Annotated in this window: 11 protein-coding genes; 8 read left to right on the top strand and 3 right to left on the bottom strand. The window is 66.0% G+C overall.

Annotated elements, in window-relative coordinates; translation table 11 throughout:
• Window positions 1-152: 152 nt before the first annotated feature.
• Window positions 153-560: a hypothetical protein gene (locus tag AC1DEL_RS26820; protein ID WP_441645051.1), complete on the bottom strand. Its 408-nt coding sequence runs from the start codon at window positions 558-560 to the stop codon at window positions 153-155.
• Window positions 561-887: 327 nt separating this feature from the next.
• Here AC1DEL_RS26820 and rpsP point away from each other — a divergent pair, with 327 nt between their 5' ends.
• The 5 genes from rpsP (at window position 888) to AC1DEL_RS26795 (ending at window position 3,965) form a co-directional block, all read left to right on the top strand.
• Window positions 888-1,139, top strand: a complete 252-nt coding sequence (gene rpsP / locus AC1DEL_RS26815) for a 30S ribosomal protein S16 (protein ID WP_092301938.1) — start codon at window positions 888-890, stop codon at window positions 1,137-1,139.
• A 61-nt stretch (window positions 1,140-1,200) separates the two neighbouring features.
• The gene (rimM, locus tag AC1DEL_RS26810) at window positions 1,201-1,878 is read left to right on the top strand and encodes a ribosome maturation factor RimM (RefSeq protein ID WP_092301941.1); all 678 of its coding nucleotides are present in this window, start codon (window positions 1,201-1,203) and stop codon (window positions 1,876-1,878) included.
• A gap of 28 nt (window positions 1,879-1,906) precedes the next feature.
• Window positions 1,907-2,689, top strand: a complete 783-nt coding sequence (gene trmD / locus AC1DEL_RS26805; RefSeq protein ID WP_092301944.1) for a tRNA (guanosine(37)-N1)-methyltransferase TrmD — start codon at window positions 1,907-1,909, stop codon at window positions 2,687-2,689.
• 77 nt (window positions 2,690-2,766) lie between these two features.
• Window positions 2,767-3,156, top strand: coding sequence for a 50S ribosomal protein L19 (gene rplS / locus AC1DEL_RS26800; protein WP_092301947.1), 390 nt, complete (start codon window positions 2,767-2,769; stop codon window positions 3,154-3,156).
• 128 nt (window positions 3,157-3,284) lie between these two features.
• On the top strand, window positions 3,285-3,965 hold the full coding sequence (locus tag AC1DEL_RS26795; RefSeq protein ID WP_477126445.1) for a CoA pyrophosphatase: 681 nt from the start codon (window positions 3,285-3,287) through the stop codon (window positions 3,963-3,965).
• A gap of 33 nt (window positions 3,966-3,998) precedes the next feature.
• On the opposite strand, the gene AC1DEL_RS26790 is transcribed toward AC1DEL_RS26795, so the two are convergent.
• Window positions 3,999-4,847, bottom strand: coding sequence for a sulfurtransferase (locus AC1DEL_RS26790; RefSeq protein WP_441593610.1), 849 nt, complete (start codon window positions 4,845-4,847; stop codon window positions 3,999-4,001).
• A gap of 195 nt (window positions 4,848-5,042) precedes the next feature.
• Between AC1DEL_RS26790 and dnaE the strand changes: the two genes are divergently transcribed.
• Together dnaE and AC1DEL_RS26780 are read left to right on the top strand one after the other, a co-directional pair.
• Entirely contained in the window at window positions 5,043-8,552 is a 3,510-nt protein-coding gene (dnaE, locus tag AC1DEL_RS26785) for a DNA polymerase III subunit alpha (RefSeq protein ID WP_477126444.1), read from the top strand.
• Window positions 8,545-9,795 carry a glycosyltransferase gene (locus AC1DEL_RS26780; RefSeq protein WP_477105078.1) on the top strand — a complete coding sequence of 417 codons (1,251 nt, stop codon included), beginning with the start codon at window positions 8,545-8,547 and terminating at the stop codon, window positions 9,793-9,795. The genes dnaE and AC1DEL_RS26780 overlap by 8 nt, the downstream gene beginning before the upstream one ends.
• On the opposite strand, the gene AC1DEL_RS26775 is transcribed toward AC1DEL_RS26780, so the two are convergent.
• Window positions 9,725-10,510, bottom strand: a complete 786-nt coding sequence (locus AC1DEL_RS26775) for a glycosyltransferase family 2 protein (protein WP_477126443.1) — start codon at window positions 10,508-10,510, stop codon at window positions 9,725-9,727. The genes AC1DEL_RS26780 and AC1DEL_RS26775 overlap by 71 nt on opposite strands.
• Before the next feature lie 96 nt (window positions 10,511-10,606).
• Here AC1DEL_RS26775 and msbA point away from each other — a divergent pair, with 96 nt between their 5' ends.
• Entirely contained in the window at window positions 10,607-12,373 is a 1,767-nt protein-coding gene (msbA, locus tag AC1DEL_RS26770) for a lipid A export permease/ATP-binding protein MsbA (RefSeq protein WP_477159224.1), read from the top strand.
• Window positions 12,374-12,410: the final 37 nt, after the last annotated feature.

The following is a 12,410-nucleotide window of genomic DNA, read 5'->3' as shown; positions in this document are numbered from 1 at the left end:
GCGAGGGCGCCGGGGTTGAACCCCGTCTGGAATCGCCGACTGCACCGGGCGGCAGCCTGTGCGGGCACGAGGCCCGCACATCTTGAAAGACCAAGCAAAACGGCCGGAGTTCCGGCCGTTCGAGAAAGGGGAGAAGGGGAGAGGCGCGGGACTCAGCGCCCGCCATCGCGGCTGCGCGCCTGCCAGCCCGGGCCCATGCCGGATGGACGCATGTCGTTGCTGCGCCCCGGGTTATCATTCACGCTGCTGCGGTCGGACGTCTGCCGTACCGGACGATCCTCGTCGCGGCCCGGCGCACCGGGCGGGCGCCCGCTCAGGCGGTCGTCATTGCGCGCCCGCTGCTCCATGCGTTCGATCTGTGCCCGCACATGATCCCGGCTTTCGGCACGTACGCTCGCCATTTCCCATCCGCCGGCAACGCGGTTGACGCGCGCCGACTGTTCGGCCCGGGCGGTGTGCCAGAAGGCAACTTGCGCGTGGCTGGCGGCAATACTGCCGATCAGGCCCGAGAGGGCCAAGGTACCAGCCACCAGGAGACGCAGGTGGGGGCGGGTAAGCATGCGAGATCCCAAGATCCTTAGCAGGGAAAGAGTCAGGAAGATGGGTTCATGGTACGCAGGCGCCGTGTGACCGCCTATGCCAATCCCGTTACCCGTGTAACCGATTGTTTCGACATTTTTGCCAGCTTTATAACGTCGCGCCGGTGGCGGGGTTTGCGCGGGATTCGCGGTTTACGCGACGGTGCCTGCAGGCCATGTTGCGCCAACGGCGCACCGGTGGCCGCGCCCGGCGCGAATTGCGCGCTAAGTGTTTGTTTGGCATTGGGAACTGGGCTATACTCTTGCGTTTCGTGTTCGCACACCCCCGTTTTTTCGAGGAATAACCCCATGGTCGTAATCCGTCTGGCTCGCGGCGGCAGCAAGAAGCGCCCCTTCTTCAATATCGTTGCCGCTGACTCGCGCAACCGTCGCGATGGCCGTTTCATCGAGCGCGTTGGTTTCTACAACCCGCTCGCCTCCGGCAAGGAAGAAACCCTGCGCCTGGTGCAAGACCGCCTGACGTACTGGCAAGGCGTTGGCGCCCAGCTGTCGCCGACGGTTGCCCGTCTGGTCAAGCAAGCCGCCAAGGCCGCTGCCTGATTGCCGCCAAGGCGCGCGGCCCGTTGTGGCGCGTGCCTGACGCATCGGACGCATCGTCTCAGTGACTGGCAACGCCCCCGGCCGCAAGCCGTTAAATCGGCAAGGTACCGCGGCGCAGGCCGAGGTATCGGGCCAGCCGCCCAAGCCCCGCAAGCTGCCCGCAGCGCTGCTGTTCACCGACAGCCTGCCCGACGATCTCGTCGAAGTGGGCTATGTGGGCGCCGCCTATGGCATCCGTGGCTGGATCAAGGTCCAGCCGCACGCGGACGACGCCTCCGCATTGCTCCACGCCCGCCGCTGGTGGCTGCTTCGTGCGCCGCAGGCCGGCGTGGTGGTGGCGCCGGCACAGCCGGACGAGGCGCTCTGCGTCAAGATTGCCCAGTCGCGCGAGCATAGCGGCACCGTGGTGGCCCAGGCCACCGGCGTAGCGGAACGCAATGTTGCCGAAGCCCTGAAAGGGCGTCGCGTCTGGATCCGGCGCGCGGATTTTCCGCCGCCGGAAGAGAATGAGTTTTACTGGGTCGACCTGATCGGTTGCGCCGTGCTCAACGAACAGGGCGAAACCCTGGGCGAGGTATCCGGCCTGATCGACAATGGTGCCCACCAGATCCTCCAGGTGGCGTACACGCTGCCGGATGGCAAGCCCGGCGAGCGGCTGGTGCCGTTCGTGGACGCGTTCCTGCGCACGGTGGATACCACCACCCGGCGCATCGTGGTGGACTGGGGGCTCGACTACTGAAGTACCGAAGCACACCAAGGGGCCGCGGATGCAGTTCGATGTAATCACGCTGTTTCCCGAGATGTTTCGGGCGCTGACCGACTGGGGCATTACCAGCCGGGCGGCCAAGCAGCAGCGTTACGCGCTGCGCACCTGGAATCCGCGCGACTTTACGGTCGACAATTACCGCACCATCGACGACCGGCCTTACGGCGGTGGTCCTGGCATGGTGATGCTGGCCAAGCCGCTGGACGACGCGATCGACGCGGCGGCCGCGGCGCAGGCGGAAGCCGGTGTGGCAGTCCCGCATGTGGTGCTGATGTCGCCGCAGGGCGCCCCGCTCACGCATGAGAAGGTGATGTCGCTGTCGCAGCGGCCTGGCCTGGTGCTGTTGTGCGGTCGCTACGAGGCGATCGATCAGCGATTGATCGAGCGTCGCGTGGACGAGGAAATCAGCCTCGGCGATTTCGTGCTGTCCGGCGGTGAACTGCCGGCCATGGCGCTGATCGACGCGGTGGTGCGGCATCTGCCCGGCGTGCTGGGCGATGCGCAGTCGGCCGTGCAGGACAGTTTCGTCAACGGCCTGCTCGATTGTCCGCACTACACGCGGCCGGAAGAATATGAAGGTGTGCGGGTGCCCGATATCTTGCTCGGGGGCCATCATGCCGAGATCGAGAAATGGCGGCGCCAGCAGGCGCTGGCCAACACCGCGCGCAAGCGTCCCGATTTGATCGAGGCGGCGCGTGGTCAAGGGTTGTTGTCCAAGGCCGATGAGAAATTTCTGTCGGAGTGGACGGCGAAAGCAGGGCGGGAGTTCGCTCCCGCCAAATGAAAACCCCATCCTCTGCCGGGGCCCGGGACAAGTCCTGGGGCATACAACGCTGGCATGATGGTAATGGAGAAAAAACGATGAACATCATCGAGCAAATCGAGCAGGAAGAGATTGCGCGCCTGACCGCGAACAAGACCATTCCCGCGTTCGCCCCGGGTGACACCGTGATCGTCAACGTGAACGTCGTGGAAGGCACCCGCAAGCGCGTGCAGGCCTACGAAGGCGTCGTGATCGCCAAGCGTAACCGTGGCCTGAACTCGTCCTTCATCGTGCGCAAGATCTCGTCGGGTGAAGGCGTGGAACGTACGTTCCAGCTGTACTCGCCGCTGATCGCCGGCATCGAAGTGAAGCGTCGTGGCGACGTGCGCCGTGCAAAGCTGTACTACCTGCGCGAGCGTTCGGGCAAGTCGGCACGTATCAAGGAAAAGCTGGTCTCGAAGGCTGCGAAGGCTGCTGCCGCCGAGTAAGGCGATGCCGTCCGGCGCCGGGCAACCGGTGCCGTATCGGATTCGGAAAGGACACCTTCGGGTGTCCTTTTTGCTTATATGTGTGCTGCAGCGCGACATGGCGCGCTTCTGTCATACTCAATGGTGTCATGCGCCCCAAATTCGACCCAGAAACCTTGCCGGTCATCGGCACCGACGCCCAACGCGCGCCGCTCTCGGCGCCCCGGATGCGCCCGGACTTTATCCGCCACCGCCTGCTATCGCCGCCAGCCTGGGAACCCGAGCTGACCGATGAGTCGCGCGTCTACGACCGGAGCCGCGGCCTGCGCGAAGCTGCCGTGCTGGTGCCGTTGGTGGACCGCGCCGACGGCCTGACCGTGCTGCTGACCGAACGCAACGCCAACCTCAACGCCCACGCGGGCCAGATCAGCTTTCCGGGCGGCCGGCAGGAGACCTACGATGCGGACCGCATCGCCACGGCGCTGCGTGAGACGAAGGAAGAAATCGGGCTGGATCGGGACTATATCGAGGTGCTCGGCTCGCTCCCTGATTACATCACGGGTACCGGCTACCACGTCAGCCCCATTGTGGGGCTGGTGCGCACCGGCTTCGCGCTCGAGGCCGATGCCGGCGAAGTGGCGGACATCTTCGAGGTGCCGCTCGCCTTCCTGATGGACCCCTCACGCCACGAGCGGCGGCTGCTGCGCTGGGCGGACGGCGAACGTCAGTTTTATTCGATGCCGTACCCGCGCGAGGAAGGCGGCCGCCGCTTCATCTGGGGCGCCACCGCGGGCATGCTGCGCAACCTCTATCACCTGCTCGCCGCGTAAGAACTCGGCGTATTACCAGGCGGGACGCAGGCGTCAGGCGGCTGCCTGACCGGCCTGCGTCGCGCAATGCGGGCATTGCTTGCCCACCGCATAGCTGGGCTGTTGCTGTTCCTCAGGCGTAACCACCGCGCGGCAGGCAAAGCACTGCACCGGGCCGGCCGGCTCGAGATTGGGGTTCAGGGCGGTTCGGTAGTCGAACACGAAGCAGTCGCCCTTGTAGTGGCTACCGCCCACTTCCTCGAAGTACTTCAGGATGCCGCCTTCGAGCTGGTAGATGTGCGCCATCCCCACTTCCTGCATGTGGATGGCGGCCTTCTCGCAGCGGATGCCGCCGGTGCAGAATGACACCACCGTCTTGCCCTCCAGCTCGGCCTTGTGGGCGGCGATGGCGGGCGGGAAATCGCTGAATTTCGCAATGTCGTATTCCACCGCGTTCTCGAAGGTGCCCACGGCCACCTCGAACGCATTGCGTGTATCGAGCATCACCACGGGGCGGCCGGCGTCGTCGTGGCCCTGGTCGAGCCAGCGCTTGAGATCCACGGGCCGCACGGACGGCGCCCGGCCCGCTTCGGGGCGGATCAGCGGCATCTTCATCGTGATGATTTCCTTCTTGGCGCGCACCAGCATCCGCTTGAACGGCTGGTTGTCCGACAGGCTCTCCTTGGGCGCGATGTCCGCAAAGCGGGCGTCGGCGTGGAGCCAGGCCATGAAGGTGTCGATGGCGTCGCGCGGGCCGGCCAGGAACATGTTGATGCCCTCGGGCGCCAGCAGGATCGTGCCCTTGAGGTCGGCCGCCTCGCAGCGCGCGCGCATTTCCGGACGCAGGGTCTCGATGTCGTCCAGCGTGACGAATTTGTAAGCGGAAATATTGACGATCTGCATGGGATGGGTGCTGCCGGACCGCGCGGCGGGCCGCGCGATAACTGCCTGATTGGAAAGGCGAAATTATAGCCGCTTGCGGGCCTGGCCGACACCCTGTTTCCAGGCACTCCGGACCGGGCCAGGCGTCGTCCCAGCCCCTCATTTTCCGAAAAGTCTCAAGTTTTCAGGCGGGGGGAGCCGGTACAATGGCGCCCTATGTCTGCACCCCGCTTCGTACACCTCCGCCTGCATTCCGAATACTCCGTCGTGGACGGCATCGTCCGCCTGGAGGATGCCGTCAAGGCCGCCGCCAAGGATGGCATGGGCGCGCTCGCCCTGACCGACCTCGCCAACGCCTTCGGCCTGATCCGCTTCTACAAGGAAGCGCGCGGAGACGGCGTGAAGCCGGTAGTGGGCGCAGACGTCTGGCTGACCAACGCCGATGACCGCGACAAGCCCGCGCGCATGCTGCTGCTGGTGCAGGACCGCCGTGGCTACCTGAACCTGTGCATGCTGCTGTCGCGCGCGTGGCTGGGCAACCAGCACAAGGGGCGCGCCGAGATCGAGCCGGGCTGGTTCGACGAACCGGGCGAGGAAGGCCTGCCGCTGGCCACCGGCATGATCGCGCTGTCCGGCGCCATGGGCGGCGATATCGGCCAGGCGCTGGCCAATGGCAACGAGGACGGCGCCCGCCGGGCCGCCGACCACTGGGCGCGCGTGTTCCCGCAGCGGTTCTATATCGAACTGCAACGGGCCGGGCACCCCGGCACCGATGCCTACGTCCAGCAGGCCGTGCAACTGGCCGCCGCAATGCAGCTGCCGGTGGTGGCCACGCACCCGGTGCAGTTCATGACGCCGGACGACTTCACCGCGCATGAGGCCCGCGTCTGCATCGCCGAGGGCGAACTGCTGGCCAATCCGCGCCGCACGCGCAAGTTCACGACCGACCAGTATTTCAAGACGCAGGACGAGATGTGCGCGTTGTTCGCGGACATTCCTTCCGCGTTGCAGAATGCCGTCGAGATCGCGCGGCGCTGCAACCTGACGCTGGAACTGGGGAAGCCGCGCCTGCCGCTGTTCCCCACGCCGGACGGCATGTCGCTCGACGACTACCTGATCCACATGGCGCGCGAGGGCCTCGAGAAGCGTCTGGCCGTGCTGTTCCCGGACGAAGCCACGCGCGAGGCGCAGCGGTCCGAGTACTACGCGCGGCTGGAGTTCGAGACCGGTACCATCATCAAGATGGGCTTCCCGGGCTACTTCCTGATCGTGGCGGACTTCATCAACTGGGCCAAGAACAACGGCGTGCCGGTGGGGCCGGGCCGGGGCTCGGGCGCTGGCTCGCTGGTGGCATACGCGCTGGGCATTACCGACCTGGACCCGCTCAAGTACGCGCTGCTGTTCGAGCGTTTCCTGAATCCGGAACGGGTCTCGATGCCCGACTTCGACATCGACTTCTGCCAGCACGGCCGTGACCGCGTGATCACGTACGTGAAGGAGAAGTACGGCAAGGACGCCGTGTCGCAGATCGCTACGTTCGGCACCATGGCCGCCAAGGCGGCTGTGCGCGACGTGGGCCGCGTGCTGGACCTCGGCTATGGCTTTGTCGACGGCGTGGCCAAGCTGATTCCGTTCAAGCCGGGCAAGCTCGTCACGATCGAGGAAGCCAAGAAGGAAGAGCCGGTCCTGGCCGAGCGCGAGAACAACGAGGAAGAGGTGCGCCAGTTGCTGGAGCTGGCGCAGCGCGTGGAAGGCATGACCCGGAACGTGGGCATGCACGCCGGCGGCGTGCTGATCGCGCCGGGCCGGCTCACCGATTTCTGCCCACTCTACACCCAGGGTGGCCAGAACGACGGCATGAGCGGCGTGGTGAGCCAGTACGACAAGGACGACGTGGAAGCCGCCGGCCTGGTCAAGTTCGACTTCTTGGGCCTGACCACGCTGACCATCCTCGACTGGGCCGAGCGCTACATCCGCCGGCTGGATCCGAGCAAGGCCGACTGGAACTGCAGCCAGATCCCGCTGGCCGATGGCCCCGCGTTCGACATCCTGAAGACCGCCAACACGGTGGCGGTGTTCCAGCTGGAAAGCCGGGGCATGCAGGGCATGCTGAAGGACGCCAAGCCTGACCGCTTCGAGGACATCATCGCCCTCGTGGCCCTGTATCGCCCGGGTCCGATGGACCTGATCCCGAGCTTCTGCGCCCGTAAGCACGGCCGCGAGAAGGTCGAGTACCCCGATCCGCGCGTGGAACCGGTGCTCAAGGAGACCTACGGCATCATGGTCTACCAGGAGCAGGTGATGCAGATGGCGCAGATCATCGGCGGCTACTCGCTCGGTGGCGCCGACTTGCTGCGCCGCGCCATGGGCAAGAAGAAGGCCGAGGAGATGGCCAAGCACCGCGAGCTGTTCCGCGAGGGTGCTGACAAGAACGGGCTGTCGTCACAGCAGGCCGACGACATCTTCGACCTGATGGAGAAGTTCGCGGGCTACGGCTTCAACAAGTCGCACGCGGCCGCCTACGCGCTGCTGGCGTACTACACGGCGTGGCTCAAGGCGCACCATCCGGCCGAATTCATGGCGGCCAATATGTCGCTGGCCATGGACGATACGGACAAGGTCAAGATCCTCTACGAGGATTGCCGACTGAACGGCATCGCCGTGCTGCCGCCCGATGTCAACGCCAGCGAATACCGCTTCGCCCCGACCGATGCCAAGACCATCCGCTATGGTCTGGGCGGCATCAAGGGCTCGGGGCAGGGCGCGATCGAGGACATCTTGCGTGCCCGCGAGGAAAAGCCGTTCGCGGACCTGTTCGATTTCTGCGAGCGCGTGGACCGCCGGCAGGTCAATCGCCGCACGATCGAGGCGCTGATCCGCGCCGGCGCGTTCGACAGCCTTAATGACAACCGTGCCCAGTTGCTGGCCTCGGTGTCCATCGCCATGGAGGCGGCCGAGCAGAAGGCGGAGTCGGCCAACCAGGTGTCGCTGTTCGACTTGATGGGCGACGCCGGCGATGCCCACCGCCCGGAGCTGCTCGACGAGCCGCGCTGGACGGCCAAGCGCACGCTGCAGGAGGAAAAGCAGGCGCTCGGCTACTATTTCTCCGGCCATCTGTTCGATGCGTGGCGCGACGAGGTACGCCGCTTCGTCAAGGGCACGCTGGCCGGGCTCGAAAAGGAAGTACAGGGCAACGGCGGCGGCTATGGCCGCGACGTGCGGGGCAAGATCGTGGCGGGTGTCATCACCGGCATCCGCACGCAGATGACCCAGCGCGGCAAGATGCTGATCGTGCTGCTCGACGACGGCACGGGCCAGATCGAGATGACCGTGTTCAACGAACTGTTCGACGCGAACCGGCACATGTTCCGCGAGGATGAACTGCTGATCGCGCAGGGCAATGCCCGTCACGATACCTTCACCGGCGGCGTGCGGTTCACGGCCGAGTCGGTGATGGACCTCGTGGCCGCGCGCGCCAAGTATGCCGACGCGGTCTGCCTGGGCTTCAACGGCAACGCCTCCACCGAGCGGCTGCGCGAACTGCTGACGCCGTACCTCGCCAACACGGCTCGTACGCCGGGCGTGCCGGTGCGTATCCGCTACGTCAACAAGACCGCGCAGTGCGAGGCCACGTTGGGCGACCAATGGCAGGTCACCCCGTCGGACGACGCCCTGACCACCTTCCGCAATGCGCTGGGCGACAGCGTCCGGATGATCTATGGCTGAGGCGGCGGTGCGATCGATGACGCAGGGCGGCAAGCGTCGCATCCTGTTCCACGTCACCCATCTGCTGCATGGGGGTATCGAGACCGCGCTGGTCTCGCTGCTGAACTCGCTGGACCGCGGCCAGTTCGAGATCGGGCTGACGATCACCTATCCGTCGGACGAGCTGGCCTCGCATTTTCTTGAGAGATTGCCGAAGGACGTGAAGGTCCACGTTCTGGCGCCCGAGGCCTGGCTGTCGCACTGCCGGCAGCTCAAGAAGAAGCGCAAGCTCGGGCCGCTCGGCAAGATCTACGAGGAACTGCTACTGCCACCGGTGCGCAAGCCGCTGATGAATCGGCGCTTCCGCAAGATTCTGCAGGGCTATGACCTGGTGGTGGACTACGACATGTCCGTGTCACGGCTGACGGGCAAGCTGCCCGTGCCGATGATGGGCTACCAGCATTTCAGCGTGGCGCACCTTGCGCGCGGGCATGCCCGCAAGCTCCGCAAGCTGCGGCGCCAGTGCCGCGAGCACTACGACGCCGTGGTCGTGCTCAACGACAGCATGCTGCGCGATGCGCAGGCGCTGATTCCCGAGGCCGCGGACCGCTTCGTGCGGCTCTACAACCCGATCGATCTGGACAGTATCCGCGAGAAGGCCCAGGCGCCGGTCGATGCGCCGGCCGGGCCGTTCGTGGTGTCGGTGGGGCGGCTTGAGGAAAGCCAGAAGGACTTCACCACGCTGCTGCACGCCTACGCGCGGCTGGTGGCGGATGGCATCGAGGACCGGCTGGTCATCGTCGGCGATGGCGCCTCCCGCCCGCAGCTTGAGGCGCTGGCCGGGTCGCTCGGCATTGCCGACCGCGTCACGTTCCAGGGTTTCCAGTCGAATCCGTACGCCTGGATCCGGCGCGCGCGCCTGATGGCGTTCAGTTCGAAGATGGAAGGGCTGCCGAACGTCCTGCTGGAGGCGCTGGCGGTGGGTCAGGTCGTGGTCAGTACCGACTGCCCGACCGGGCCGCGCGAGATTCTCGACGAGGGCCGGGCGGGACTGCTGGTGCCTGTCGGGGATGCGCCGGCGCTGGCGGATGCAATCGGGCGCGGCCTGCGAGATGCCTCGCTGCGTGCCGCGCTGCTGGCACACGCGGCGGTCCATATCGAGCAGATGGGCTTCGGGCCCACCGCGCGGGAGTTCAGCGTGGTGGCAAATCGGTTGATGGCGGGGGTGTCTCCGTTGCCTGCCGGTGCAGCAGCCACAGCTTGACGTACTTGTAGTAACTGGCCTGCCCGTTCATCAGCGCCACGCCGAGCCCCTGCGGGCCGTCGAGGAAGCCGCACCGGAACAGGTAGGTCCGCAGGAAGGCCCAGCTGCCATGCAGCAGGGCGCTGGCCGGCGAGGCGGTCTTGTCGCGTGCGAAGGCCTGTTTGGCGCCGAGCGTTGAATATTGATCGATCTTGCGCAGCACCTGCGAGAAGTCGTCGTAGGTGTAGTGCAGCAGCGGTGAGCGCAGGTGCGCCACCGCGGCATCGGTGACCACGTTCTCGTGGACGAGGTCATCGGTGAAGCGGGCCTTGCCCAGCCGGAACAGGCGGGTGAGGCGGTCCGGATACCAGCCGCCGTGGCGGATAAACCGGCCGCAGAACCGCGAGAGCCGGGGCATGTCGTAGGCATCGGCCTGGCCGGAGCTGATGGCGGCCAGGATCTCGTCGCGCAGCGCGGGCGTGACACGCTCGTCGGCGTCGATGGACAGGACCCACTCACTCTGGGCCTTGGAGAGGGCAAGGTTTTTCTGGGGGCCGAAACCGGGCCACGTGGCGGTCTCGTAGACCTCTGCACCCATGGCGCGGGCGGCCTCCACGGTGCCGTCCGTGCTGCCCGAATCCACTATAATCGCGCGGTCGCACCAGGAGACGCTTTCGAGGCACTCCCGGATATTGTGTGCCTCGTTTTTCGTAATCAGTACGACAGAGATTTTCATAGAGATGCTTGCAAGGTTCCCCTTTTGGAACGCCATTCTAGCGGTTGTCGCAGTCTTGGCAGGCACAACCCCCCGTGCGAGCGGGGCGGAGTCATCGTGAACGAAAACAATAAACAAACGCCCCAGGAAGCCGACACCCTCAAGCGGGTCTGGGCTTACCTGAAGCCCGAGATGCGCGTGTTCGCGCTGGCCATCCTCGCCATGGCGCTGGTGGCCGCCAGCGAGGGGATTATCCCCAAGGTTGTCAACGACCTGCTCGACAAGGGGTTTGGCGGCGACTACGCCGGCAAGCTCTGGCATGTGCCCGCGCTGCTGACCGGCGTGGCGCTGGTCCGTGGCGTGGCGCAGTTCGCGTCCGGCTACCTGCTGGCCCAGATCTCGAACCGCGTGCTGTTCAAGATGCGCATGCAGATGTTCGGCCGGATGCTGCAGGCGCCCGCGCTGTTCTTCCACCGCAACACCGCCGCGTCGCTGATCAATGCCGTGATCTTCGAGGTCAACCAGGTGATGCAGATCCTGACCGGGGTGTTGATCACGCTGGTGCGTGACTCGCTGACCGTGCTGGCGCTGCTGATCTACCTGTTCTATACCAACTGGCGGCTCACGCTGGTGGTGGCGGTGCTGCTGCCCGTGATCGGCTTCGTCATGTCGAAGGTGAACCGGCGCCTGCGCCGGCTGAACCGTGACCACCAGACGCTGACCAACGAGGCCGCGTACGTGGTCGAGGAAGCCGCCGGCGGCTACAAGGTGGTCAAGCTGCATGGCGGGGAGACCTACGAGCAGTCGCGCTTCGAGGCCATGGCCGAGCGCCTGCGCGGCTATTCGATGCGCATGGCCGTGGCGGGCGGGCTGAACCAGCCGGTCACCGCGTTCCTGGCGTCGCTGGCGCTGTCCGTGATCCTGACCATCGCGATGATCCAGGCCCAGGGCAACCAGACTACGGTCGGCGGCTTCACCGGCTTCGTCATGGCGATGCTGCTGCTGATTTCGCCGCTCAAGCACCTGACCGACCTGAACCAGCCGCTGCAACGCGGGCTGACCGCCGCCGAGATGATCTTCCGGCTCATCGACGAGCCGATCGAGCCGCAGACCGAAGGCCTGCGGCTGGAMCGTGCCAAGGGCGATCTGGTGTTCGAGGACGTCGGTTTCCGCTATGGCGACGCCGGCCGGCCGGCGCTCCAGCATGTCAATTTCCGGGTGGCCCCGGGCGAGGTGGTGGCGCTGGTCGGTCCGTCCGGCAGCGGCAAGACCACGCTGGTCAACCTCGTGCCGCGCTTCTTCGATCCGACCGACGGCCGGATCCTGCTCGACGGGCAGCCCATCGCCCAGTTCGCGCTGACCGACCTCCGCCGCCAGATCGCGTTCGTGAGCCAGGATGTCGTGCTGTTCAACGACACCGTGGCGGCCAACGTGGCCTACGGCGTGCATCCGCGAGAAGCGATCGATATGGCACGCGTGGAGCGTGCACTTGCAGCGGCCTACCTGACCGATACGGTCAAGGGGCTGCCGGAGGGGCTGGAAACCAATATTGGCGACAACGGCATGAAGCTGTCCGGCGGCCAGCGCCAGCGGCTGGCCATTGCGCGCGCGATCTACAAGGACGCGCCGATCCTGATCCTGGACGAGGCGACTTCCGCGCTCGATTCGGAATCGGAGCGGCAGGTGCAGGCGGCGCTGGAGTCGCTGATGGTGGGGCGGACCACGCTCGTGATCGCCCACCGGCTGTCCACGATCGAGAACGCCGACCGCATCGTCGTGCTGGAGCAGGGCCGCGTGGCCGAGCATGGCAGCCATGCCGAACTGCTCGCCGCCAACGGGCTCTACGCGGGCCTGCACCGCATCCAGTTCGCCACCCAGCAGTAACTTCCTCCGATCACCCGAGGGGCGGCGCCGGTCAGAT

It is taken from the genome of Cupriavidus sp. 10L43_2, assembly GCF_056395265.1.
The sequence above is the reverse complement of the archived record's forward strand: the minus strand, read 5'-3'. Positions and strand labels throughout refer to the sequence as shown.

Coding starts and splice junctions, on each gene's coding strand:
- AC1DEL_RS26820 (WP_441645051.1), bottom strand. CDS start 560: ATGCTTACCCGCCCCCACCTGCGTCTCCTGGTGGCTGGTACCTTGGCC.
- rplS (WP_092301947.1), top strand. CDS start 2,767: ATGAACATCATCGAGCAAATCGAGCAGGAAGAGATTGCGCGCCTGACC.
- AC1DEL_RS26780 (WP_477105078.1), top strand. CDS start 8,545: ATGGCTGAGGCGGCGGTGCGATCGATGACGCAGGGCGGCAAGCGTCGC.
- rpsP (WP_092301938.1), top strand. CDS start 888: ATGGTCGTAATCCGTCTGGCTCGCGGCGGCAGCAAGAAGCGCCCCTTC.
- AC1DEL_RS26795 (WP_477126445.1), top strand. CDS start 3,285: ATGCGCCCCAAATTCGACCCAGAAACCTTGCCGGTCATCGGCACCGAC.
- dnaE (WP_477126444.1), top strand. CDS start 5,043: ATGTCTGCACCCCGCTTCGTACACCTCCGCCTGCATTCCGAATACTCC.
- AC1DEL_RS26775 (WP_477126443.1), bottom strand. CDS start 10,510: ATGAAAATCTCTGTCGTACTGATTACGAAAAACGAGGCACACAATATC.
- AC1DEL_RS26790 (WP_441593610.1), bottom strand. CDS start 4,847: ATGCAGATCGTCAATATTTCCGCTTACAAATTCGTCACGCTGGACGAC.
- trmD (WP_092301944.1), top strand. CDS start 1,907: ATGCAGTTCGATGTAATCACGCTGTTTCCCGAGATGTTTCGGGCGCTG.